The organism is Bradyrhizobium sp. AUGA SZCCT0160 (genome assembly GCF_018130105.1).
GTDB lineage: Bacteria > Pseudomonadota > Alphaproteobacteria > Rhizobiales > Xanthobacteraceae > Bradyrhizobium.
Genome location: NZ_JAFCMD010000023.1, coordinates 36,474 through 60,513, shown reverse-complemented (window position 1 = coordinate 60,513; position 24,040 = coordinate 36,474). Strand labels below are relative to the sequence as shown.

The 24,040-nt window shown below is 63.5% G+C and carries 23 protein-coding genes, 2 pseudogenes and 1 riboswitch; of the genes and pseudogenes, 14 read left to right on the top strand and 11 right to left on the bottom strand.

What is annotated here, in order from left to right; all coding sequences use genetic code 11:
- The first annotated feature begins 160 nt into the window (after nucleotides 1-160).
- Nucleotides 161-1,729: a DUF4403 family protein gene (locus JQ558_RS29525; protein WP_212295968.1), complete on the top strand. Its 1,569-nt coding sequence runs from the start codon at nucleotides 161-163 to the stop codon at nucleotides 1,727-1,729.
- A gap of 164 nt (nucleotides 1,730-1,893) precedes the next feature.
- Here JQ558_RS29525 and JQ558_RS29520 read toward each other — a convergent pair whose 3' ends face one another.
- From JQ558_RS29520 to JQ558_RS29505, 4 genes are all read right to left on the bottom strand, one after another.
- Nucleotides 1,894-2,106: a dodecin family protein gene (locus tag JQ558_RS29520; protein WP_212211674.1), complete on the bottom strand. Its 213-nt coding sequence runs from the start codon at nucleotides 2,104-2,106 to the stop codon at nucleotides 1,894-1,896.
- A 210-nt stretch (nucleotides 2,107-2,316) separates the two neighbouring features.
- The gene (locus JQ558_RS29515) at nucleotides 2,317-2,874 is read right to left on the bottom strand and encodes a PRC-barrel domain-containing protein (RefSeq protein WP_212211681.1); all 558 of its coding nucleotides are present in this window, start codon (nucleotides 2,872-2,874) and stop codon (nucleotides 2,317-2,319) included.
- A gap of 148 nt (nucleotides 2,875-3,022) precedes the next feature.
- Nucleotides 3,023-3,400, bottom strand: coding sequence for a PRC-barrel domain-containing protein (locus JQ558_RS29510; RefSeq protein ID WP_212033827.1), 378 nt, complete (start codon nucleotides 3,398-3,400; stop codon nucleotides 3,023-3,025).
- 141 nt (nucleotides 3,401-3,541) lie between these two features.
- Nucleotides 3,542-3,829, bottom strand: a complete 288-nt coding sequence (locus tag JQ558_RS29505; RefSeq protein WP_212296009.1) for a hypothetical protein — start codon at nucleotides 3,827-3,829, stop codon at nucleotides 3,542-3,544.
- On the opposite strand from JQ558_RS29505, the pseudogene JQ558_RS29500 reads away from it, so the two are divergent.
- Nucleotides 3,801-4,569 (top strand): annotated as a pseudogene (locus tag JQ558_RS29500) (ATP-binding protein); the annotation flags it as partial. The gene JQ558_RS29505 and the pseudogene JQ558_RS29500 sit on opposite strands and share 29 nt — an antisense overlap.
- A gap of 18 nt (nucleotides 4,570-4,587) precedes the next feature.
- Here JQ558_RS29500 and JQ558_RS38205 read toward each other — a convergent pair.
- Nucleotides 4,588-5,019 carry a hypothetical protein gene (locus tag JQ558_RS38205; RefSeq protein ID WP_312015048.1) on the bottom strand — a complete coding sequence of 144 codons (432 nt, stop codon included), beginning with the start codon at nucleotides 5,017-5,019 and terminating at the stop codon, nucleotides 4,588-4,590.
- 22 nt (nucleotides 5,020-5,041) lie between these two features.
- Here JQ558_RS38205 and JQ558_RS37515 point away from each other — a divergent pair.
- From JQ558_RS37515 to JQ558_RS29460, 7 genes and pseudogenes are all read left to right on the top strand, one after another.
- Nucleotides 5,042-5,464 (top strand): annotated as a pseudogene (locus tag JQ558_RS37515) (transglycosylase SLT domain-containing protein); the annotation flags it as partial.
- Between the two features lie 278 nt (nucleotides 5,465-5,742).
- Nucleotides 5,743-5,881: riboswitch (TPP riboswitch) on the top strand.
- Nucleotides 5,869-6,882: an FAD-dependent oxidoreductase gene (locus JQ558_RS29485; protein WP_212295967.1), complete on the top strand. Its 1,014-nt coding sequence runs from the start codon at nucleotides 5,869-5,871 to the stop codon at nucleotides 6,880-6,882. It overlaps the preceding riboswitch by 13 nt.
- On the top strand, nucleotides 6,873-7,070 hold the full coding sequence (gene thiS, locus JQ558_RS29480; RefSeq protein WP_212211688.1) for a sulfur carrier protein ThiS: 198 nt from the start codon (nucleotides 6,873-6,875) through the stop codon (nucleotides 7,068-7,070). The genes JQ558_RS29485 and thiS overlap by 10 nt, the downstream gene beginning before the upstream one ends.
- Before the next feature lie 148 nt (nucleotides 7,071-7,218).
- Entirely contained in the window at nucleotides 7,219-8,001 is a 783-nt protein-coding gene (locus JQ558_RS29475; RefSeq protein WP_212295966.1) for a thiazole synthase, read from the top strand.
- Nucleotides 7,988-8,596, top strand: a complete 609-nt coding sequence (locus tag JQ558_RS29470; protein WP_212211693.1) for a thiamine phosphate synthase — start codon at nucleotides 7,988-7,990, stop codon at nucleotides 8,594-8,596. The genes JQ558_RS29475 and JQ558_RS29470 overlap by 14 nt, the downstream gene beginning before the upstream one ends.
- Before the next feature lie 168 nt (nucleotides 8,597-8,764).
- The gene (gene thiC, locus JQ558_RS29465; protein WP_212295965.1) at nucleotides 8,765-10,681 is read left to right on the top strand and encodes a phosphomethylpyrimidine synthase ThiC; all 1,917 of its coding nucleotides are present in this window, start codon (nucleotides 8,765-8,767) and stop codon (nucleotides 10,679-10,681) included.
- A 25-nt stretch (nucleotides 10,682-10,706) separates the two neighbouring features.
- On the top strand, nucleotides 10,707-11,105 hold the full coding sequence (locus JQ558_RS29460) for a hypothetical protein (RefSeq protein WP_212211697.1): 399 nt from the start codon (nucleotides 10,707-10,709) through the stop codon (nucleotides 11,103-11,105).
- 146 nt (nucleotides 11,106-11,251) lie between these two features.
- On the opposite strand, the gene JQ558_RS29455 is transcribed toward JQ558_RS29460, so the two are convergent.
- The gene (locus tag JQ558_RS29455) at nucleotides 11,252-11,476 is read right to left on the bottom strand and encodes a DUF6429 family protein (RefSeq protein WP_212211699.1); all 225 of its coding nucleotides are present in this window, start codon (nucleotides 11,474-11,476) and stop codon (nucleotides 11,252-11,254) included.
- Nucleotides 11,477-11,577: 101 nt separating this feature from the next.
- Here JQ558_RS29455 and JQ558_RS29450 point away from each other — a divergent pair, with 101 nt between their 5' ends.
- From JQ558_RS29450 to JQ558_RS29435, 4 genes are all read left to right on the top strand, one after another.
- Nucleotides 11,578-12,009, top strand: a complete 432-nt coding sequence (locus JQ558_RS29450) for a hypothetical protein (protein ID WP_249142692.1) — start codon at nucleotides 11,578-11,580, stop codon at nucleotides 12,007-12,009.
- Nucleotides 12,006-12,290 (top strand): type II toxin-antitoxin system RelE/ParE family toxin, encoded by a 285-nt coding sequence (locus JQ558_RS29445; RefSeq protein WP_212295964.1) that lies wholly within the window; start codon nucleotides 12,006-12,008, stop codon nucleotides 12,288-12,290. Before JQ558_RS29450 ends, JQ558_RS29445 begins: the two co-directional genes overlap by 4 nt.
- A gap of 141 nt (nucleotides 12,291-12,431) precedes the next feature.
- Nucleotides 12,432-12,719, top strand: coding sequence for a helix-turn-helix domain-containing protein (locus JQ558_RS29440; RefSeq protein WP_212275951.1), 288 nt, complete (start codon nucleotides 12,432-12,434; stop codon nucleotides 12,717-12,719).
- 1,097 nt (nucleotides 12,720-13,816) lie between these two features.
- Nucleotides 13,817-15,160 carry a S41 family peptidase gene (locus JQ558_RS29435; protein ID WP_212272407.1) on the top strand — a complete coding sequence of 448 codons (1,344 nt, stop codon included), beginning with the start codon at nucleotides 13,817-13,819 and terminating at the stop codon, nucleotides 15,158-15,160.
- Nucleotides 15,161-15,243: 83 nt separating this feature from the next.
- Here the strand turns inward: JQ558_RS29435 and JQ558_RS29430 are convergent, their stop codons facing one another.
- From JQ558_RS29430 to JQ558_RS29415, 4 genes are all read right to left on the bottom strand, one after another.
- Nucleotides 15,244-16,953, bottom strand: coding sequence for a peptidoglycan-binding domain-containing protein (locus JQ558_RS29430; RefSeq protein ID WP_249142691.1), 1,710 nt, complete (start codon nucleotides 16,951-16,953; stop codon nucleotides 15,244-15,246).
- 281 nt (nucleotides 16,954-17,234) lie between these two features.
- On the bottom strand, nucleotides 17,235-19,955 hold the full coding sequence (locus JQ558_RS29425; protein WP_212295963.1) for an EAL domain-containing protein: 2,721 nt from the start codon (nucleotides 19,953-19,955) through the stop codon (nucleotides 17,235-17,237).
- Nucleotides 19,956-20,113: 158 nt separating this feature from the next.
- Nucleotides 20,114-21,358, bottom strand: a complete 1,245-nt coding sequence (locus tag JQ558_RS29420) for an MFS transporter (RefSeq protein WP_212295962.1) — start codon at nucleotides 21,356-21,358, stop codon at nucleotides 20,114-20,116.
- Nucleotides 21,358-22,779 carry an amidase gene (locus JQ558_RS29415; protein ID WP_249142690.1) on the bottom strand — a complete coding sequence of 474 codons (1,422 nt, stop codon included), beginning with the start codon at nucleotides 22,777-22,779 and terminating at the stop codon, nucleotides 21,358-21,360. Before JQ558_RS29415 ends, JQ558_RS29420 begins: the two co-directional genes overlap by 1 nt.
- A gap of 111 nt (nucleotides 22,780-22,890) precedes the next feature.
- Here JQ558_RS29415 and JQ558_RS29410 point away from each other — a divergent pair, with 111 nt between their 5' ends.
- Nucleotides 22,891-23,481, top strand: coding sequence for a CGNR zinc finger domain-containing protein (locus JQ558_RS29410; protein ID WP_212295961.1), 591 nt, complete (start codon nucleotides 22,891-22,893; stop codon nucleotides 23,479-23,481).
- Between the two features lie 58 nt (nucleotides 23,482-23,539).
- On the opposite strand, the gene moaC is transcribed toward JQ558_RS29410, so the two are convergent.
- A complete protein-coding gene (moaC, locus tag JQ558_RS29405; protein WP_212214408.1) occupies nucleotides 23,540-24,040 on the bottom strand; it encodes a cyclic pyranopterin monophosphate synthase MoaC in 501 nt (166 codons plus the stop codon).

Below are 24,040 nucleotides of genomic sequence, written 5' to 3'. Positions count from 1 at the left end.
TTAACGCATCCGACGACCGGCCTGATCCCGCTCTGGCGCCGCCCGCCCCGTCCCTGTAAAACTCCCGCCGGAGCCGGTCGGGCTCCAGCCTTGTTTTTGACGCGTTTTCTTCGCGCGAAGCGGTCCGAAAATGCCAGGGCTCGATCGGTCCGGGGGGACGATGCGTCTGCCGATGCATTCCAAAACGATCCTGATCGGGGCCGCAGTGATCGCGGTTTCGTTTCTGATCAGCCTGAAAGCTATGGATTGGCTGGCGCCGCGCGGCACGGTCAAGCCGCCGGCGCTTGTCGAATTGCCGCCACTCGCTCCCGCCCCGCGCAGCTCCACCGTGATGGCGCCGATCGCGGTCGCGTTGACGGCGATCCGCGACGCCGCCGATCGGGCTTCGCCGCGCGCCTTCAACGGCAAGGCCGAAAATCCCATCTCGCAGATCCTGCAGAACGCCGATATCGGCTGGACCGCCTCGCGCGGACCGATCGCCGCGACCGGCGCGCAGGACGCGCTGACGCTGACGACGCCGCTGACCGGGACGCTCAACGTCACCGGTTCGCTGTCGGCCAAGGCAACGGGCGCGGTCGGCGACGCGCTCGGCGGCCTGCTCGGCGGCAACGTCGCCAAACAGATCGGCAGCGTGAACATCAAGAACCTCAACGCGTCAGCCGAGATCAAGGGCAACGTCGTTATCACCGCGCGGCCCAAGATCGCCGCCGCCTGGCGCATCGAGCCCAATCTCGGCGCGCAGGTGAACCTGGGCGACACCAGCGTGACGATGGCCGGTGCCCGCATCAACGTGCCGGCCCAGGTCAAGCCGCTGATCGACAAGACGGTCGCCGATCAGATCAATCTGGTGCAGGCGCGGATGCGCAACGATCCCGCGTTTGAAAACAACGCGAAGGTGCAGTGGGCCAAGGCCTGCCGCTCGATCCCGCTGCAGGGCACCGGCGCCAGCTCATCGCTGCCGGCGCTGTGGCTGGAGCTGCGGCCGACCCGGGCGATTGCCGCCCAACCGCGCGTGGACGCGCAGGCGCTGATACTGACGCTCGGCATCGAGGCGGAGACCCGCATCACCCCGGTCGAGACCAAGCCCAATTGCCCGTTCCCCGCCACCATCTCGATCGTGCCGCCGACGCCGGGCCGGGTCGCGATCGGCGTCCCCGTCGACATGCCCTTCACCGACATCAACAAGATCGTCGAGGCGCAGTTCGCCGGAAAGATGTTTCCGGAAGACGGCTCGGGCTCGGTTGACGTCACCGTGAAACGCGCCACGGTGGCGGCATCCGGCAATCGCCTGCTGATTTCGCTGTTGGTGAATGCCAAGGAGAAGAAGAGCTTCTTCGGCTTCGGCGGCGAGGCCAATGTGCATATCTGGGGCAAGCCGATGCTCGATCAGGCGCAGCAGACCCTGCGGCTGACCGACATCGAACTCGCGGTCGAGTCGGAAGCGGCGTTCGGCCTGCTCGGCGCCGCGGCGCGCGCGGCGATGCCGCATCTGCAGAAGGCGCTGGCGGACAAGGCCACCGTCGACCTCAAGCCATTCGCCAGCAATGCGCAGAAAAAGATCGCCGCCGTGATCGCGGACTTCCAGAAGAACGAGGACGGCATTCGCGTCGCCGCCGAGATCACCAAGCTGAGACTGGCCGACATCGCCTTCGATTCAAAAACGCTGCGCGTGATCGCGGAAGCCGAAGGCGGCATCAATGTGTTTGTGACCGCACTGCCGGGATTGTGAGCGCCGTCGATATTAGAAGTCGTCATGCCCGGGCTTGTCCCGGGCGTCCACGTCTAGACTTCCGTCAAGCAAGAAAGACGTGGATGGCCGGGCATAGGCTAGCGGAAGCGACGCCGTCCTTCGGACGGCTATGCCCGGCCATGACGGTGGTGGGTACGCGTATATCACCCTTCAAATTTGAACGAGACTTTCACCTTGGCGCGGTAGGCTTCGACCTTGCCTTTGGCGTCCAGTTGCAGATCGAGCTGCACGATTTCGGCGACGCGAAGATCGCGCAAGGATTTTCCGGCCCTCGCCACAGCCGCGGACGCGGCCTTTTCCCAGGAGTCCTTGCTGGTACCGATCAGCTCAATCACCTTGTAGACGCTCTCAGCCATGTCGTCCTCCTGTTGATGTTACAGGCAGGACTTAAAGGTGCTCCTGCCGCGCCTCAGCCTAACATCGGGATTCGGGGCCTGATAGGATGCGGTGCAGCAATTTCACGCAGAGCGAGCTTCAGCAAAACAAAAGGCCGGGCGGCAATGATGCCGTCCGGCCTTTCAGATCAGTCCAGACTTTCAGATCAGTCCAGACTTAAAGTCGCGAGCTTAGTTGGTCGAGTACTTGAACTCGCTCATCGCCTTCAGCTCATCCTTGGTCGCGCTGAGCACGGCGTGATCCGGATACCAGGGATTCGACTTAGCCGCAGGCGCCGTGGCCGCACCCGTGGTCGTGGTCGATCCCGGCCGTGCGCCGCCGCTGGCGGGCGCGTTTGCGGCGCCGGTATAGGCGACGGGCTCCATGACGAACTTGACCTTGTCGAGCGGCACCGCAACCAGATGCTCGCCGACGCCGAGGAAGCCGCCAACGCCGATCACCACGGCCTTGATGTCGCCGCTCTTGTCGGTGAGCAGGTCGTTGATCGAGCCGAGGCTTTCATTCTTGTCGTTGTACACGTTCAAGCCGACCATCTTCGAGGCGCGCCAGGTGCCCTGGAACGACGAAGACATGTCAGACGCCGTCGCAGGCGCTGGCGCCTTGCTTGTTTCAGCGGCAGGCGCTGGGGCCTTGCTCGGTTCAGCGGGAGTCGTCGGTGCCTGTGCGAACGCGACCGATGCAAGCAACGCAGAACCGGCCAGGCCGGCGATGGTATATTTAGCTAACATATCGGTTCTCCTCAGTTTCGAAATCGATGCCGAGAAAACCCGCCACCTGAGCAAGTGTTCCAATGTTTCGAGAATGGAACACAGGCGCGACTTGATATTTTGCCCGTTTCCTTAACGCGAACCGCTCCCCGCTTCGCTTGAAAACGCTCTAGAATCCGCCCCAGTAAGGCGGCATGCCGTAGTAGCGATGCAGTTCCGCTTCCTGCGCGCGGTCGCCCCAATCGAAATCCTTGTCGGCGCGGAACGACGGCGCGCGCTTCAACTCTTCATCGTCGATGTCGAGTTCGTAGGCTTCGAATTTGGTATTGTAGCTCAGCCGGCCCCAGGGCAACGGAAGCAGGTTGGTGCCCATGCCGAGGAACCCGCCGAAGCTCAACACGGCGTAAGATACTTTGCCGGAGATCTTGTCGATCATCAGCCGTTCGATATGGCCGATCATGTCGCCGTTCGGTCGTCGCACCGCGGTGCCTTCGACACGATCGCTCGCGATCAACTGATGCGGCTTGGTCATGACGTCGATTGCCATCGGACCCTCCACACATGAATCAAGGGTCTAACGCTCCAGCCGGTGGCCAGTTCCCGCACCGCAAAATGAGACAGCCACCCTTCCCTTTCGGCAAGGATGGCTGCGAAGGATGGCTACATCGCTCGCTGCGCAGAAAAGACGTCAGCTCCGGTAGTCGATCAGCAACGCCGAGAACGACGCACCGGTGCTCGATGTGCCCGATCTGCCGGTCGCGCTGTAGCTCGTGGATGACGACGCCGACAGTGATTCCTGCAGTGTCTGCAAAAACTGCTTGAGGATGTTGTCGAGCGAAGTGGTGCTCGAAGAAGTGTCGTCACTCGAGGACGCACCGTCCGCGGGCGGCGGACCGCCGGGAGGCGGCCCAACGGCGCCGCCGGGGCCACCCGGTCCGCCAGGACCCGCAAAGGCCGCCGAAAGCTTCAGCCTCAACGGCGCGGCGGCGCCGCTGCCCGAGCGTGGGCCGGAGGAAATCCGCGCGGTCGCACGGGCGCTGAACCGGATGCGCGCGCATCACCGGCCTGATCGACGACCGCACCAAAATGCTCGCCGCCATCAGCCACGATCTGCGTACGCCGATCACACGAATGCGGCTGCGCTCCGAATTCATCGAGGACGAAACCCATCGCAGCCGCATGCTCGACGATCTCGACCAGATGCGCGTGATGCTGGAATCGGTGCTGTCGTTCCTGCGCAACGACCGCAGGCTTGAATCGATGACGCTGGCCGACGTCGCCAGCACGCTGCAGCTGATCACCGATCAATTCGGCGACATGGGTCGCAAGGTCGCTTACGACGGCCCCGCGCATGCGATGGCGACGGTGCGGCCGGACGATCTGCACCGCAGCGTCACCAACCTCGTGGAAAATGCCGTGCGGTTCGGCGCCGAGGCCGTCATCCGTCTTCGCGTGTCTGATGACCGGATCACCATCGACGTCGAAGACGACGGCCCCGGCATTTTGGACGCGCAGAAGCTGAACGTGCTGGAGCCGTTCGTGTGCGGCGACGACGCCCGCAACATGGATGAAGCCGCGGGCTTCGGCCTCGGCCTTTCCATCGCCAACGCCATCGTGCTCGCGCATGGCGGCGCGCTGTCACTGCACGACCGGCAGCCGCATGGGCTGGTGGTGCGGATACAATTGCCGGTTCATCAGCAGAGCATTGCTGCGTAGATCGGGTTTTGTTGTTACTCAGGCCGCCAGTGAATCCGGATGCGATTCCTCGTAGATCGCGACCGCCTCGAACTGATAGTCGCAGACGCGGCAATACCACAGGAAGGACGTACGGCCCGCGTTGCATTCGATCCAGTCGGGTCTCGAGATCGGCGTTCCGCATTGGGCACAGGGATTCTCACGGGGCAAATAGCTGGAATCCAGTCGAGCCATGGCGCATCTCCCCTCGCTGATATTTTTGTTTTGTATTTGAAATAGACAGGTCTGCTGTCGAAACTGAACAAGCTGTCGCGAGGTTTTAAACCTTCCTCGAATCATTTGCACGACATTCATGCTCGGACGAATCGCCGCAATCCTGTTCGAACCAATCGCCGCAATGGCGTCGAATTTTTCCTCTATTGCCCGTCGATCCACCGCAATAATCGTGTTACGCAAATCGTTAACGCGCAAGTTGCGCTCCCGAGATTTTTTTATGAAAGCTTTGCTGAACTTGGCCGCGTTCTCCGTCGTGGCAACTTTTTTGGTTGCGCCACCAGCTGCAGCGCAACAGCGCGCGCAATATGAAAGCCTGGTCGCCGCCCATGCCCGCGCCAACAATGTGCCGGAAGCGCTGGTGCACCGCGTGATCGTTCGCGAAAGCAGATATCATCCGGATCTGGTCGGACGCGGCGGCACGATCGGGCTGATGCAGATCAAGCTTCCGACCGCGCGCGGCCTTGGCTACGCCGGCGACGCGGCGGGCCTGCGCGATCCCGACACCAATCTCACCTATGGCGTGAAATATCTCGCCGGCGCCTGGCGCGCCGCCAACAGCGATCATGCCCGCGCCATGCGTTTATACGCCAGCGGCTATTATTACGTTGCAAAGCGCCAGCGGCTGGAACGGCTGAACCAGCCGGGACCGGTGCTGGCGAGCGCCCCGCCAAGGGACATCACGCCGGCCAGGGACGCCCCGGTGGAGGCGAAGGAAGCAGCTATTGAGCCGAAAGAAGCTTTGAAACCGGCCGAGGTGGTCGAAAAGCCGAAAGCAGCAGCGACGCTCGTCCCGATCCCGAAGAAGCGTCCGAAGAAACTCGCCGAGGCGAAGCCGCAGGTTCCGCAACCGCCAGACGCCTTATCAGGTGCAAACGCCGCCAAGCCGCGTTGACACGCCCCGACATCGGCTTACATTAGACCTGTTCCGAGGGGGGCTCCGACGAGGAGCTGAGATACCGCAAGCTTGGACCTGCCAAATGGCACGGTTTGGGACCGCGGTGACCCTTTGAACCTGATCCGGGTCATGCCGGCGAAGGGACAGGGATGTTTCAGGGTTTCAAGCCGCGGGGGGATTCCCCTGTATCTATTATCGGCGCCGGCATTGCCGGCGCATGGCAGGCGTTGCTGTTCGCAGAGGCCGGCCACGCCGTCACTCTGTACGAGCGCAGTGACGCCGGGATGACGCTGGCCACCAGCCATTGGGCCGGCGGCATGCTGGCGCCCTGGTGCGAGGCCGAGGCGTCGGAACCCGTGATCGGCCGGCTCGGCATCCGCTCGCTCGACCTCTGGCGCGAGCATTTTCCAGACACCCCGTTCAACGGTTCACTGGTGGTGGCGCATCCGCGCGACCGCGCCGATTTCGAACGTTTTGCCAAACTCACGTCAGGCCATATCAGGCTCGACGCTCAGGGCCTGCGCGAACTCGAACCCTCGCTGGAGGGCCGGTTCCGCGACGGGCTGTTTTACGCCGATGAGGGCCATGTCGAGCCGCGGCGCGTGCTGCCGGAACTGCACGCGCGCATCGCCGCGGCCGGCGGCCAGATCAAGTTCGAGAGCGACGCGAGCGCTGATGATCTCGACGGCATCGTGATCGATTGCCGCGGCCTGGCCGCGCGCGACACGCAGCCGGAGCTGCGCGGCGTCAAGGGCGAGATGATCATCGTCGAGACGTCGGAAGTGGAACTGGCGCGCCCGGTCCGGCTGATCCATCCGCGCTGGCCGCTCTATGTGATCCCGCGCGGCGACGGCAGGTTCATGCTGGGCGCGACCTCGATCGAGGCCGAGGACACCGGCGTCAGCGTGCGCTCGGCACTGGAATTGCTCGGCGCTGCCTATGCGGTGCATCCGGCTTTCGCCGAAGCCCGCATCGTCGAATTCGGCTCAGGGCTGCGCCCGGCCTATCCCGACAATCTGCCGCGGATCGCAATCAACAACGACAAGATCGCCGTCAACGGGCTCTATCGCCACGGCTTTCTGCTGGCCCCCGCGCTGGCCGAGCTGACGCTCGCTTATCTGCAGCGCGGCGTGATCGACAATGAGGTGATGCAATGCGTGTGACCATCAACGGCGAGGCGCGCGAGATCACCGCCTCGCGCATCGACGCGCTGCTCAGCGAGCTCGAATACGAAGGCACGCATTTCGCGATCGCGCTGAATTACGACGTGCTGCCGAAAAGCCGCTGGGCCGAGACGATGCTGAAAGCCGGCGACGAGATCGAGATCATCACGCCACGGCAGGGAGGGTGAGGATGGTGGTTCGTCAAACTCCGCTGTCATCGCCCGGCTTGACCGGGCGACCCAGTACGCCGCGGCTTCTCGATTCAACACCACGGCCTCTGGAATACTGGATCCCCGCCTTCGCGGGGATGACAGCCTCTATGCTGGGATACCGACCATGCTGAACTTCTACGGCAAAACCTTCTCTTCCCGCCTGCTGATTGGCAGCGCGCTGTATCCCTCGCCGGCGATCATGCAAGGCGCGATCCGCGCCTCCGGCGCCAGTATCGTCACCGTGTCGCTGCGGCGCGAATCCGCCGGCGGCAAGACCGGGGATGCGTTCTGGTCGCTGATCCGCGAGCTCGACGTGTCGGTGCTGCCGAACACCGCCGGCTGCCGCAGCGTCAAGGAAGCGGTGACCACGGCCAAGCTGGCGCGCGAATTGTTCGGCACGCCCTGGATCAAGCTGGAAGTGATCGCCGACAACGACACGCTGCAGCCCGACGTGGTTGGCCTCGTCGAGGCCGCCGGCATCCTGATCAAGGACGGCTTTGAAGTATTTCCCTACTGCACCGAAGACCTCGGGGTTGCGATGCGATTGGTCGACGCCGGCTGCAAGGTCGTGATGCCATGGGCCGCGCCGATTGGAAGTGCAAAAGGCATCACCAACCGCGACGCCCTAAAACTGCTGCGCGACCGGCTGCCTGACATCACGCTGGTGGTGGATGCCGGCCTCGGCGCGCCGTCGCACGCGGCCCACGCCCTCGAGCTCGGCTACGACGCGGTGCTGCTCAACACCGCAATCGCAAAAGCCGCCGATCCCGTCGCGATGGCGAATGCGTTTCGCCTCGGCGTCGAGGCTGGACGTACCGCTTACGAGGCCGGGCTGATGGAAGCCCGCGATTTCGCCTCCCCTTCAACCCCTGTCATCGGGACACCGTTCTGGCATGCCGTATCCTGATAAATTTTATCCTGTCGTCGACAGCGTCAAATGGGTGGCCCGGCTGACCGCGCTTGGCGTCGGCACCATCCAGCTGCGCGCCAAGGACCTGAACGACTCCGAGGCGCTGCAGATCGTCAGCGACGCGCTCGCGGTGACCAAGGGCACGTCCACAAAACTCGTGGTCAATGATTACTGGCGCGCGGCGATCGTCGCGGGCGCAGAGCATCTGCATCTCGGCCAGGAAGATCTTGCCGACGCCGATCTCGACGAAATCCGCAAGGCAAAGCTGACGCTCGGTATCTCCACCCACGACGACGAAGAACTGGCGACCGCGCTCCGCGCAGCGCCGGATTACATCGCGCTCGGGCCGATCTTCCCGACCACGCTGAAATCGATGCGCTTCGCGCCGCAGGGCATTCCGAAAATCACCGAATGGAAAAAGCGCATCGGCGACATCCCGCTGGTCGCAATCGGCGGCATCAAGTTCGAGCAATCAGCCGAGATCTTTGCGGCCGGCGCCGACTCGATCGCGGTGGTCTCAGACGTCACCCAGAACACCGACCCCGACGCGCGGGTGCGGCAATGGCTCGGCCAGGATGCGAAGGCCGCGTGATGATGAGGCACCAATGATTTCAAACCGTCACCCTGAGGTGGCCGCTTCTTCAGCGGCCCTCGAAGGGCGACGGCCCGGCTCCATCCTTCGAGGCTCGCAAGTGCTCGCACCTGAGGATGACGGCTACCGAGGAACACTTCGACAATCAGAAATTCAACGGAGGATAACATGAACATCCGCTCCAACCCCGACACCACCCTGCCCGCCGTCACCACCGGTCCCCTTCCCGCCTCGCGAAAAATCTGGGTCACCCCCGATGAAGCCGCCGATGTCCGCGTTCCCCTGCGCGAGATCATTTTGAGCGAAGGCGCCGGCGAGCCTAACCTGCCGGTCTACGACACCTCCGGTCCCTACACCGATCCTGATGTCACCATCGACGTCAATGCCGGCCTGAAGCGCGCGCGCATCGAGTGGGTGAAGGAGCGCGGCGGCGTCGAGGAGTACGAAGGCCGCGATATCAAGCCGGAAGACAATGGCAATGTCGGCGCTTCCCACGCCGCAAAGGCCTTCACCGCGCACCACAAGCCGCTGCGCGGGCTCGACGGCCACATGATCACGCAGCTCGAATTCGCCCGCGCCGGCATCATCACCAAGGAGATGATCTACGTCGCGACCCGCGAAAACCTCGGCCGCAAGCAGCAGCTCGAACGCGCGGAAGCCGCGATCGCCGACGGCGAAAGTTTTGGCGCCGCGGTGCCGGCGTTCGTGACGCCGGAATTCGTCCGCAGCGAGATCGCGCGCGGCCGCGCCATCATTCCCTGCAACATCAACCATGCCGAACTCGAGCCGATGATCATCGGCCGAAACTTCCTCACCAAGATCAACGCCAATATCGGCAACTCCGCGGTGACCTCCTCGGTCGAGGAGGAAGTCGACAAGATGGTGTGGGCGATCCGCTGGGGCGCCGACACCGTGATGGACCTCTCGACGGGCCGCAACATCCACACTACGCGCGAATGGATTCTGCGCAATGCGCCGATCCCGATCGGCACGGTGCCGATCTACCAAGCGCTGGAGAAGTGCGATGGCGATCCGGTGAAACTCACCTGGGAGCTCTACAAGGACACGCTGATCGAGCAGTGCGAACAGGGCGTCGACTATTTCACCATCCACGCCGGCGTGCGCCTGCCCTACATCCACCTCACCGCTAACCGCGTCACCGGCATCGTGTCGCGCGGCGGCTCGATCATGGCGAAGTGGTGCCTGGCGCATCACAAGGAGAGCTTCCTCTACACCCACTTCGAAGAGATCTGCGATCTCATGCGCAAGTATGACGTCTCGTTCTCGCTCGGCGATGGCCTGCGTCCCGGCTCGATCGCCGACGCCAACGACCGCGCGCAGTTTGCCGAACTGGAGACGCTCGGCGAGCTGACGCAGATCGCCTGGAAGAAGGGCTGCCAGGTCATGATCGAAGGCCCCGGCCACGTGCCGCTGCACAAGATCAAGATCAACATGGACAAGCAGCTCAAGGAGTGCGGCGAGGCGCCGTTCTACACGCTCGGGCCGCTGACCACGGACATCGCACCGGGCTACGACCACATCACCTCAGGCATCGGCGCCGCCATGATCGGCTGGTTCGGCTGCGCGATGCTCTGCTACGTGACGCCGAAGGAGCATCTCGGCTTGCCCAACCGCGACGACGTCAAGGTCGGCGTCATCACCTACAAGATCGCCGCCCACGCCAGCGATCTCGGCAAGGGTCATCCCGCAGCCCAGCTGCGCGACGACGCCCTCTCCCGCGCCCGCTTCGACTTCCGCTGGGAGGACCAGTTCAACCTCGGCCTCGACCCCGAAACCGCCCGCGCCTATCACGACGAAACGCTGCCCAAGGAAGCCCACAAGGTCGCCCATTTCTGCTCGATGTGCGGCCCAAAGTTCTGCTCGATGAAAATCACGCAGGACGTCCGCGACTACGCCGCCACGCTGAACGACCCCGACAAGCGCGCGGTCGCCGGCAGCGTCGGCATGTCGATGTCAGGCGTGATCGAGGATGGCATGGCGACGATGAGCCAGAAGTTCAAGGAAATGGGCGGACAGGTTTATCTGGACGCGGAGAAGGTGAAGGAGAGCAATCGGGTGTTGTGAGGTACGCGCACTCACCTGGACCGCAATGACGAACGATCTGACCGGCGTCTGGGACGGCACTTATATTCAGCCGTCAGTTGGAATGGTCACGTTTCTGACGACGCTCATCGATTCCGGTGGCGCGCTCGGAGGAAGCGTGACCGAACCTTGCATGACATCAGGCTGCCCGGTGAGCACTCACAACGCCTCGATCGCTGGTCAACGCTCCGGCACCATGGTGTCGTTCGTCAAGACGTACGAACCGCCGGGCTACGGCTATGACAAGGTCTTCTATGAAGGCGCGGTCAATGCCGACGCCACGGAAATCAGCGGCCGCTGGCGCTTGCCGGCCGCCACGCTCTCGGGGACATTTTTGATGGTCCGCTCGACCAGGACGGCGGAAACGGTTGCAACCGAAGAACGGACCAAGGAGCCGGTGCGCTAGCGGACGCGGCTTGTAGGATGGGTTGAGCCCTTGCGAAACCCATCGGATGTCGCGATCGCCTCGATGGGTTTCGCTTCCACCTTTGCCGGGTTGAGCTTCGGCGGACGCGGTCGCTCTACCCATCCTACGAGCTGCAATCACCGCCCCTACCTCTTGAACATCTCCTCAAACAGCGCCTTGGCCCGCTCCAATCCTTCCTGCGTGAAGACCACCGACTTCACCTTCCCCACGGGATCGTGGATCATGCCCTTGTCGTGCAGACGGCCAAGCACGCCCCAATCCATCCCCTTCCAGGCCCTGTTGTCGTCGTGGAGCGTCAGATAGAGCAGCGCCAGCGCTGTGTCGTCGAGTTTGTCGGTGTCGAGGGCCATCGCGAACCTCCCTGCTGCTGGCCGGTTGCGGCTATCGTATTCGGGATCGCGCCGCGCGCAACCTGCAACCAGACTGGTCGCTCGTAGGATGGGTTGAGCCCTTGCGAAACCCATCCGATGTCGCGATTGCCTCGATGGGTTTCGCTTCCACCTTTGCCGGGTTGACCTTCAGCGGACGCAGTCGCGCTACCCATCCTACGAGCCGACATCTCGACAATCCGCCCCTCCGCTATTATCCTTCCTGCATGAACATCATCCGCCGCACCCTGGATATCGACGCTGACACTGACGCTCGCTTGCGCGAGATGGCGAGCGAGCGCGGGCAGGAAGTCGCGGCCGTGCTCGCGGAAGCGGTGGCGCTGCTCGATTCCGTGGTCGATATCGCAGGTCCCGACATCGCGGAGGACCGCCGGCGGCTCGATGCGTTCAACCGGACCCGCGCTGCCGTGCCGCTCGACGACGTGAAGGATTGGGTGGCAAGCTGGGGTTCGGCGGACGAGCTGCCTCGCCCCGCGCCGCGCAAGATCGGATGATCCTGCTTGCGCCCGACGCCGTTGAAGACGTCGAGCGATTGCGAAGCTTTCTCGACCAGAATAATCCCGGCGCCGCGCAACGCGCGCTGGCATCGATCTGGACCGCGATCAACCGACTGCCGGAATTTCCTGACCTCGGCATGGCGACCGGGGACGCCGACATCCGGCAGATCGTGGTCCGGTTTGGTGCGTCCGGCTACATCGTGCGCTATGCCGCTCTCCCCGAGACCAAGGACATCCTCATCACCCGGATATGGCACGGCCGCGAGGCACGGACCTGATTTCGCACGACCGCACGCAGACCTTCCCCGTTAGTATTTCGTTAACCATTTCCGCCCACCTTCCCCTCAGCGGCTTGGGGGCCGTTGATTCCTGATGCTTCTGCTCCGTGTTTGGGGGCTAGCGTTGATCGGGAGGTGTTGATGACCCAGGATTCTTTTGCCGGCGCGCCGGAGTTTTCGTCGCCGAATTCGCAAAGCCTTGTGCCCCAAGAAATTCCGCCCCACGACCTTGCGCCCCATGAAATCGTACCGATGCTGATCGGTTCCACCGTCGAAGCGGTCGAGCGCGAGCTGGTGGTGCAGACGCTGGTTCGGTGCGACGGCAATCGCACCCGCGCCGCGCGCGTGCTCGGCCTTTCCGTGCGCACGCTGCGCAACAAGATCCGCCAGTACACCACCGACGGGCTTGACGTTCCCGGGCCGGAGTAGACGGAAAGCGTAGGGCGGATTGGAGCGAAGCGTAATCCGCCGCCTTCGGAGTCAACCAAGGCGGCGGATTTACGCCTTCGGCTCCAATCCGGCCTACCGACTGCGTCGCCTCGCGCGCAAGCGCAATCTTGCGATCCGCGTGCTGTGAAAGAGCGTATCATCACCCTTGAGCCAAGTGCGTCGTCCCGCTGGCAAGTAAAATTTCCCGCTTGGACTGCGACAAATCAACCCGACGGGCAAATCAGTTCTGATTTACGGAAAACGTGTCAAGCCCCGAAATAAAAAATATTTCTGTTTACCAGAAGCAAAATCAGATGCATTTGTTTGCCCATCCCGTCCTGGTCAGAAGGGCGTCGGCCGTCGTCACGGACGTTGGGCGGGTTGCGGTGGACGCCGATGTTGCGGAGACGTAACGCGACAAAAGCGTACGGCAAAACCGTGTGGTCCTGGCACCCGTTGCAGGTGTCAAGCCGTCGGCTAAGCGCAAGCTGAGCCGGTGGTGACGGAGTCAACCAAGAACTCGTCTCCGGGGAGATCACGGCATAAGCCGTAAAGCCATTGCGCAGGGAATGTCGGATGTTCTCCGCTGCCCTGTATGCTCATGTGCAGCTTTCTTAGCACAATCGCACATGAGACCGCGGGTGCAGCGCGCATCCGGCATTCCCTGCGCCCTCTTATTTGGGGCAAGGAAATCTGGCAAAGCTCGGGCGCAATGCGTCGCGAGAATGCGAACCTGCGTTTAGACCACAGTGCAACAACAAACACCGCCGTCGTACCGGCCTTGAGCTCAGATGCGCAATTGCGCATCGGGGGACCCATAACCACAGGGAGAAGTTTTGCGGAAGGTGTCTGCTATCGAGCCTTCACCGAGAGATCACGCGGTATGGGCCCGGCCTTCGCCGGGACGACAACTCAGGGGCCATACTCCCCCCAAAAAACCGGCCCATTTCCCGCCAAAACCCTATACTTAGCAAACCCGTAATGGCCCGGGCCGAAACCGCCTTGATCCGACCAAAAAGCCGTTGTTGGTTGGCCGCGCCGGAGCCCGGGACGCCGATTCACCTGAATTTGGCGGATGATAGCGAGAAGGAACGCAAATGCGCAGGAATCTCACCTTTCTCCTCGGCACGGTCACCGGCGCCTGTTTGACCCTTCTGGTCGCCGGACCGCAGGGGGCGCATCTGGTTGCGGCCGCCAAGGCTGCGGCCCGCACCGACGGCACCTATTCGCAGCTCAATCTGTTCGGTGACGTGTTCGAGCGTATTCGCGCCAGCTACGTCGAGAAGCCCGACGATTCCAAGCTGATGGAGGGCGCCATCAACGGCATGATCTCCTCGCTCGATCCGCATTCGCGCTACATGAATGCGAAGGGCTGGAGCGACATGCAGGAGACCACGCATGGTGAATTTGGCGGGCTCGGCATCGAGGTCACGATGGATGACGGCCTCGTCAAGGTGGTGGCGCCGATCGACGACACGCCCGCCGCCAAGGCCGGCATCATGTCGGGCGATCTGATCACGCAGATCGACGATGATTCCATTCAGGGCATGACGCTCGATCAGGCCGTCAGCAAGATGAAGGGGCCGGCCAACAGCAAGATCCGCCTCAAGATCGTCCGCAAGGGCGCGGATACGCCGGTCGAGGTCGCGATCGTGCGCGAAATCATCCGGGTGCGGCCGGTGCGCTTCCGCACCGAGGGCGGCGATATCGGTTATATCAGGATTACCAGCTTCAACGAGCAGACTACCGACGGCCTGCGCAAGGCGATCGCGGACATTTCAAAGTCGATCCCGTCCGACAAGCTGGTGGGCTACGTCATCGATCTGCGCAACAATCCGGGCGGCCTGCTCGATCAGGCGGTCTCGGTGTCGAGCGCTTTCATGGGGCGGGGCGAGGTGGTCTCGACCCGTGGCCGCACGCCGGAGGAAACCCAGCGTTTCGTCGCGCGCGGCGGTGATCTGACCAAAGGCAAACCGCTCGTCGTGCTGATCAACGGCGGATCGGCATCGGCCTCGGAAATCGTGGCCGGCGCCTTGCGTGACCACAAGCGCGCCACCATCATCGGCACGCGTTCGTTCGGCAAGGGCTCGGTGCAGACGATTATTCCGCTCGGCAAGTCCAACGGCGCGCTGGCACTGACGACCGCGCGCTATTTCACGCCGTCCGGAAAATCGATCCAGGCCCAGGGCGTCACGCCTGACATCGAGGTGCTGCAGGACGTGCCAGACGAACTGAAGAGCCGTGCCGAGCTGAAGGGCGAAGCGTCGATGCGCGGCCACCTGGCGGGCGACGGCGCCGAGCAGACCGGTTCGCAATCCTACGTGCCGCCTGACGTCAAGGACGACAAGGCGCTCGGTGCCGCCTACAATCTGCTGCGCGGCGTCACCGTCAACGCCAATGCGCCGGCGGTTGCCTCGTCGAAGCGGGCGGTGCCGAACTAGGCAGATTCCGCAGCGGCGCCGTCGCGGATCGAGAGACTTAAAAAAGAGCCCCGCCGGAGCGGGGCTCGAGATTTGTGGTCTCGTCACTTGCTATTTGGATTCTGATCAGGGTTTTGCGCCGGCGGGTTGGCTTGGCCCGAAGTTGAGGGCGCCGCGCCGGTGGTCTGCCCGGGCTGCGTGTTCTGGTTTGCAGCCGGCTGATTGCTACCCTCTCCAACCGCGGATTGGTTTTGCGGCGCGGCCTGTCCGGTCGTGTTCTGCTGCGCCGGCTGGTTCTGGGCAGACGGCTGTTGGCCTGTCGTCGACTGCTGCTGGGGCGGGTTGGTCTGGTTGCTTCCCTGTCCGGCGGCATTCTGCTGAGTCACGGGTTGCTGCGCTCCGACTTGGCCCTGGGTCGTGGTCGATGGATTGCTGGTCGACTGGCTACCGGTTACGTTCTGGCCGGACTGAATCCGGTTTGACAGTCCCAGTGCGCCAACGGTGCTCGTATCGATGCTGCCGCTGGCTTGGATGCCCTGCTGCCGCTGGAAGGTGATCAGCGCCTCGCGTGTCCGGGGACCCAACACGCCATCCGCTTCAGTGGTGAGCAAGCCGCGATCAATCAGAACCCGCTGTACCTCGCGGATCTCGATCTCGCTGAGATTGAGCGCCATGGTGCCTCCGCCGCTACCGCCGCTGCTAAAGCGCGCACGCGGCCCGGCCGGCACAACGTCGACGACGCGGCGTTCGCGATCCAGGAACACGACTTCGTCTTCGACGACGAAGAAGCTGTAATCGCGGTACTGCGGGAATACATCGATCATGGCGGGGAAAGCCGAGATCGACACCGCATGCACGTGCGAAGGCACGATCACGCCGGTGTTGATTGCGAAGTTGACGCTATTGATGTTGACGCGCGGGGCGTTGCTCGCAGAGATCACCGACTGGTGAATCGTTGTTTGCTGCTGCGCGCTAAGCGTCATGCCGCTAGCCGAGGTGGTCTGGCTCGCCTGGTTCTGAGTTGCGATGCCGGGTTGATTTTGCGTCGGGCCTTGGGTTGCCGAACCGCTCTGGGTCTGGGTTGCTGCGCCTGTCGTCCCCTGGTTCTGCGTAGCGGTGTCAGGTTGCTGTTGTCGCGCCTGGTTGCCCGTCTGCTGCTGAGCATCAGCGCCGGTCTTGTTCTGGTTCTGGGTTGCGGCCTTGGACTGATCTTGCTGACGCGTCTGAGCGCCGTCCTGCCGCGTAGCATCGGGCTTGTTACCTTCCGACTTGCGAGTTTGCTCGCTGTTCCGACCCTGTCCGATGGTCTGGTCCTTGCGGCCCTGGTCTCGCTGGGCCTGGCCACGCTCGGCCTTGTTGCTACGATCGATCTGCCGCTCGGTTTGCTCCTCGCCGCGGGCGCTTTCGCGCCCGGCCTGTCCTGTCGTCGTCTGCGAACGCTGCATTTCCTTGCCGCGGGCCTCGCTCCGATCGATCTGCCGGCCGCTCGGGCCTTCGGCCCGCCCGCCTTCTCTCATGCCTCCCTGTCCGCGCGTCTCGTTTTGCATCTGGGCTCCCGAGGAACGGCCGCCAGATGCGCCCGAGGACATCCCGTGTTCACCGGCGCCGCTGATGCCGCCGGTACCTGCGCCCTCGCGCATTCCCTGTGCGGTCGCGACAGTCACGCCCGCCAACAGCGCTGCGGTACTGAGTAGAAGTTTTCTCTTCATGATCCTGGTTTCCATCTTCTGTACCTCCTCAAATTTTTTTGCTGGTTCCGTCGCGCGGCACATCGCGTTCCACGCATCTTTGCATGCCGCCTGCTTGAGCCGCATAGCCTCACCTTGCAAACAGCATAGGCGATGGTACGCAACCGACACGGCGGCACGTTACCTGCGCCATCGGTCGTGTTGCACGGGAGCGAACTGGCGAACGAGCCGCCGGGTTGCTCCAACTAAAAACGATGGTGTGGCGCAGCCGTTCCCGTTCCGAGGTCGATTTGCTGTCGATGTCGAGAGCACGGAAAAGCGACTTCAGAAAGTTCCTGCGAGGATGGAACCAGCGAGGAGACACCCTACGGAAAAGGAAGAGCGACGTATGACGAATGTCGTCAGGCCTAAGCGGCGGGCTTGCGCCTGCGGGACCGCACCGGGCTCGCGGCGGCGGCAGGCCGGTGCGCGAGCAGCAGGGGCTTGATGTCGGCGCCGGGTCGTGGCGGACTGAACAGATAGCCCTGCATCTCCGAACAGCCGAGCGCGCGCAGCAATTCGCGCTGCTGCTCGGTCTCGACGCCTTCCGCTGTCGTCGTCATGTGGCGCGCGGCGGCGATGTTCACCACCGCCTCGACGATGCTGGCGGACCCTTCCGGCTCGCCGATATCGGTGACGAAGCAGCGGTCGATCTTGATCTTGTCGAACGGGAAGCGCTTCAGATAGCTCAGCGAGGAATAGCCGGTCCCGAAATCGTCGAGCGCTATCCTGACCCCGATGGCGCGTAGCTGGTGCAGGATGGCAAGCGCCGCTTCGTCGTCGCGGATCAGCACCGCTTCGGTGATCTCGAGCTCCAGCCGGCCCGCGGCAAGGCCCGAGGCCCCAAGGGCTGCCATCACCTTCAGCGCCAAAGTTCCGCTCTTGAACTGCACCGGCGAAACGTTGACCGCAAGACGGACATCGTCCGGCCAGGTCGCGGCCTCGGCGCACGCCGTGGTCAGCACCCACTCGCCGAGCTGATTGATCAGGCCGGTCTCTTCGGCGATCGGCACGAAGTCGGCCGGCGAAATGATGCCGCGCTGCGGATGGCGCCAGCGCACCAGCGCTTCGCAGCCGGTGATCCTGCCGTCCCGCAGGTCCAGACACGGCTGGTAATAAACCTCGAAGCCGCCATCGACGATGGCCTGTCGCAGGTCCATTTCCAGCACGCGGCGGGCGCGCACCTGGGCGTCCATTTCCGGCTGGAAGAAACGATGGGTGCGGCGGCCGGCGGCCTTGGCGGCGTACATCGCCAGATCCGCGTTCTTCAGGATCTGGTCGAGGTCGGAACCGTCTTTCGGCGCCAGCGCGATGCCGATCGAGGCGTCGGTGGTCACGTGATGGCCGAGGCATTCGTAAGGAGCGCGGATCGCATCATAGATGCGGTGGACGAGTTCGGTAACCTCGTCGGCGCCCGTCACCCCAGTCTGCACGATGGCGAATTCGTCGCCGCCGAGCCTCGCCACGAAATCGGTCTCGCGCACGCAAGCACGGAGGCTGACCGCGACGGCCTTGAGCAACTCGTCGCCGATCATGTGTCCAAGCGAGTCGTTGATGCTCTTGAACTCGTCGATGTCGATATAGAGCACGGCAAGCTGCCGGTCGGCCGCGACGTGAGGCAATTCCTGCTTGAGTTGTTCGTGGAACAGCGTGCGGTTCGGCAGGTCGGTCAGCGCGTCGTAATGGGCGAGGTGGGTGATGCGCTCCTCGGCCTGGCGTTGTTCCGTAACGTCTTCATGGGTGGCCACCCAGCCGCCGTCCGCCAGCGGTTCGTTGACGACCTGGACCGAACGTCCGTCGGGCGTCGTGATGATCATCGCGTTGCGCTGTCCAACGTCGCGCAGCACCCGCACGACGTAGCGGTCGACGTCGCCGGTGAACGATCCGGTCTGTTTCCGATGCGCGATCACGTCGCGGAAACTGCAGCCCGGCTTCACGATCTCGGCCGACAGGCCGTACATATCGAGATAGCGCTGGTTGCAGATGACGAGGCGCTGCGAGGAATCGAACAGCAGCAGGCCTTGCGTCATATTGTTGACGGCGGTGTCGAGTCGCTGCTTTTCCAGCGTCAGCCGCTGTCGCGATGCGCGGTGCTGCTGCAAGAGCTTGCGCACCACCAGAAACAACAGCACGGCAATCGCCAGCACGGACAGGCCGGCCACCGCGATCAGGAGGCTGATCTGCTCACGCCAGTCGGCGAGCGCGGCCGATGTCGTCGTCGACGCGACGATCACGATTGGAAATTTGCTCAGCGCGCGGGACGAGATCACGCGGTCCTTGCCGTCGAGCGGACTGGTCAGGCGGGACGTTGTATGGTCCTGGTCGAAGACCAGTTGCTGGCGGGCCGGGCCGGTCTTGAAATTCTTGCCGATCAAATCCTGCGCGTGCGGATAACGGGCGAGCAGCGTGCCGTCGCGGTGGTGCATGGCGATCGCGGCGTCAGGGCCGAGCGCCACCGTGGCAAAGAACCTCTCGAAATTGGCCGGTTCGATGCCTCGGCCGATCGCGCCCAGGAATTCGCCGTTTGGTCCGGTGACCTTGCGCAGGATCACGGTGGTCCAGGCGCCGGTGATGCGGCTGTGGACGGCCTCGATCAGCATCGCCGGCGAATCCGGGCTGGACTTGAAAGTCCTGAAGTAAGCCCGGTCCGCTACATTGACTGGCGGCACGGGCCAGGCGGCCGACGAATTGATCAGCTGGCCGTCGGCGTCCAGGACGTTGACGCTGCCGACATAGGACAGCGCGTCCATCTTGGACTTCAGCATCAGATGGATTTCCGCGCTGGACATCCGACGCTTGTAGTTCTCCAGAGTGGCGATCCCGCTGGTGCGCATGAAGGTGATGAGGTCCTTTTGGACGACCTCGAAATCTTCGAGCTGTTGATCGAAATGCCGGGCCAGCAGCAGCACGGTGTTTTCCAGCTCGCGCTCGCTGTTGCGCAGCGCGCGTTCGCGGAAATTGCCGGCCATGATGGTCGCGCCGATCGCGATCGCGGCGATCAGCAGCACGCCGCCCAGGATCAGCCATCGGATCGGACCGCCGCGAAAGATCGGCTTGATCGTGAAAGAGGCGGTGTTGACTGAACCCATTGAACGAGATCGCTGCCAGGAATTAATCCCGGAAGCAGTGTTGCGTACTTCCGGTCCGTGACTGTGCTACCGCGCCGAGATGGAATTGACGTTAGCAAGCCTGGTTAACGAAACGTTAGCCAGGTAGCGAAGGCTGCCCATGACAACCTCGGCAGGGCCTAGTTCCGACGGGGGGCGTGGGTCGGGCGGAACATGATTGCAACGATGGCGGCGGCGATGATGTTGGCGGCGACGCCGGCCAGGATCGGCAGCGTATAATCGCCCGTGAGATCGAATGCGTAGCCGGCGGTGCTGGGACCGATCAGGGTACCGAACGCGACGCTGGTGTAGAGGATGCCGATAATGCCGCTGACGTTGCGGCCGCCGAAATAGTCCATCACCACGGCCGGAAGCACTGCGACCCAGGCGCCGTAGATCATGCCGTAGACGAAGGCGAAGCCGGCGAGCTGCCAGAAATTCGTCGAGACCAGCCAGATCGCCAGCGCGCCTGCCATGCCGATGAAGAGCAGCAGCAGGGCGGTCGGGCGGCCGATCCGGTCGGCGAGCCCGCCGAGGAAGAAGCGGCCGGCGGTAGAACCGATGCCGATGACACCGAGCAGCAGCACCGCGGAGGAGGCCGCAACGCCGTGATCCCCGGCATAGGGAACGAGGTGCACGAACGGCACGAACAGGCCGAACGAGCAGATCAGGCAAGCGGCATAGAGCGCAATGAAGTGTGGTGAGCGGATCGCCCCGCTGACCGTGGCGCCCTCCGTCTGCGCCGTGATGGCGCCCGGCAGGACCGGATCGCCGTCGGGGTTGAGACCCCGTGCGCGCGGATCGTTCTCCAGCAGCAGTGCCATCCCGCCGCCAAGAATGGCGGCGATGGCGCCGAGCGCCAGGTAAGCGCCGCGCCATCCCAGCGTCTCGATCAGCAGCGTCGCCAGCGGCGGCATTACCAGCGTGCCGACGCCGATCCCGCTCACGGCAAGACCCGAGGCAAAGCCGCGCCGCCGCACGAACCACCGCTGCACCGCGCCGACCGCGGGCACATAGGCGCAGCCGATGCCAAGTCCGACACCGAGGCCGTAAGCGGCATAGACCTCGAGCAAATTGCGTGCGGCACCCGCCGCGGCGAGCCCTAATCCGATCAGCAGCATGCCCGCCAGCGCGAGGCGACGGGAGCCGTAGCGGTCGGCAAGGGGGCCGCTGACGATGCCGAGGGCAAAATAGAGAAAGCCCGCGAGCGAAAACACCAGCGAGACCGAGCCGCGCGAGGCGCCGAAATCGCGCTGCAGCGATTCCAGGAACGCGCTGAACGTATAGGCGCAGCCGAAGCCGACGAAGGTGACGGCGAACGCGGCCGCCACGACGAACCAGCCATAGAAGATGCGGGAGTTGGGCAGCGCGGATTGGATACTCACTATTGCCTCCACGGGCTCGGAGCGGGATGGCGACGGTGCCAGGATGTGCTCCTCTGGAAGGCTGCGCCGGCACGTATCAGCGTGGCTTCGTCCAGATGCGCCGCCACAAGCTGAAATGCGATCGGCAACCCGTTTGCGGAGAAGCCGCCGGGCAGGGTGATGGTGGGATGGCCGGTCATGTTGAAGGGGCAGGTGTATTCCTGCAGCCTGGCAATCAGGTCCGGCTGCTCGCCGAGCGTCTTGATCATGGCGAGGGTCAGGGGCGGAAATGGGTGTACTGGAATCAGCAGCACATCGACGGTCTCGAACAGCGATGTGATCCGGCCGCGCAATTCCAGTCGCCGCAGCAGTATTTTCTGGTAGTCCAGCCCAGATAGCGCGCGGCCTGTCTCGATGACGGAGGCGAGAACGGGACCATATTCGTGCTTGCGCGCCGGATAGGTTGCTTCGTGCGCGACCGCGGCTTCCACCGCGCAGTTCGGAACCCAATCGGCGACGGCTTGCTTCACGTCGGGAAACTGCAGGTCGACGAGATCAGCACCCTGCGCACGCATGACCTCGATCGCTTCCCAGAGCACCCGCTGGGTTGCTAGGTCCACGCCGTCGATGCTCCATTTCGCGTCGAACCCAATCCGCAGCCCGCGCACATCCTGCTCGGCCGCGGCGAGATAGTCGGGCACGGGATCGGGGACGGCTGTTGGATCGGCGCGGTCGGGTCCGGCGATGACGCTGAGCATCGCGCCGGCATCCGCCGCGCTCCGGGCGATGGTGCCGACATGGTCCAGGGTCGCTGGGAGTTCGAACACGCCGTGGCGGCTGACGCGTCCCCAGCTTGGCTTCAATCCTGTCAGGCCGTTGGCGGCGCACGGCCATCGGATCGAGCCTCCGGTGTCGGAGGCGAGCGAGCCGTAACAAAGCCCTGCCGCCGTTGCGACCGCCGAGCCGCTCGACGAAATGCCCGGCCAATAATCGGCATTCCATGGATTCTTTGGCGGAGTCACTGACGGGTGGTGGTCGGAATAGGCGCCTTCTGTAAGCTGCAGCTTGCCCAGCACCACCGCGCCGGCTTCCTTCAAACGGCGCACCACGCTTGCGTCTTGATCGGGACGGAAATCGCGATGGACGGCGGTGCCGGCGGCCGTCGGAACACCCTTGGTCCAGAACAGGTCCTTGAGCGCAATCGGGACGCCATGCAGCGGCCCGCGATAGCGTCCGGCAGCAATTTCGGCGTGCGCCGTTTCGGCCTGGGCCATCGCGGTATCGGCCATCACCTGGACATAGCTGGCGAGTTCACCGTCCAAGGCGGCGATGCGCTCGAGGTGCGCGCGCGTGACTTCCGGCGACGAAATCCGGCGCGTCCTGATGCGCGCCGCAATCTGCGTGAGCTCGAGGTAATGCAAATCCGCGGTGGCGATATCCATTCTCTGTCTCCGTCATCGACATGGTCGGAATCGGATCATGCGTCGACACCTGTATAGTAATTATACTGGTGTCTCTTGCTGTCAACCGGTAAATATGCTTTACTGGTGTTGATGTCGCGGGAATCAAAAAAGTTCGGCGTTCCGGACGAGCTGGCCAATCTCTATGATTTCGCCAATACGCTCGACGTCAGGCACTTCACGCATCACGGCGTGCCGCATCCGCAAGGCGATGAACTGACCAGCGCGCCGGAACTCGCGAGCTGGATGTCGCAGCGCGGGCTGGCGCCCACCAGCGCGAAGCTCACGCCGGCGATGTTTGCAACCGCGACCGAGCTGCGGACGTTGGTTCGCGACTATCTGCAGTGCGATCCGCTGGAGCGGCACGGAAACAGAGATGCGGTTCGCGCGCTGAGCAAAGCGCTGAAATATTTTCCGTTGGTCGTGGCCGCAGGGGATGACGGCATGGTGCTGCAGGCAGCGCGCGAAGATGCGCTCGCAGGACTGTCGCCGATTGTCGCAGAACTCTATGACGGCTCCAGAAATGGAACGCTTGATCGGCTGAAAATGTGCGCGTCTGACGAATGCCGCCGGGTGTTTTTCGACCGCTCGAAACCATCGACGCGGCGCTGGTGCATGTCATCGCTGTGCGGGAACCGGATGAAAACACGCAGCTATCGCGAGCGGCAACGCAACGCCGGATAAGTCATTGTGACCCGTCACTCGATCGTCGGACGGAACGGTGTTTTCTCGCCGATTGCGATCAGTCCCCGGCGCGGTAATGTCCGGACTTACCGCCCTTTTTCTCGACCAGATGAATTCCTTCGATGCGCACGCCGCGCTCGACTGCCTTGATCATGTCGTAGATCGTCAGGCACGCGACCGACACCGCCGTCAGTGCTTCCATCTCGACGCCGGTCGGCCCGGTGACCTTCACGGTGGCGCGGACGACGCAGCCGGGCAATTTCTTGTCGGGCGTGACGTCGAGCGTGACCTTCGATAGCGCCAGCGGATGGCACAGCGGGATCAAATCCGAGGTGCGCTTGGCCGCCATGATGCCGGCAATGCGGGCGGTGCCCAGTACGTCGCCCTTTTTGGCGTTGCCGGAGACGATCAGTTCGAGCGTCGCCTTGCTCATGACGACGCGGCCTTCGGCAACGGCTGTGCGTTCGGTGGCGGGTTTGGCCGACACGTCGACCATCCGCGCTTCGCCCGATGCATCGATGTGGGTGAGGGCGCCGCCTTTGGAAGCCTTCCGCGCCAT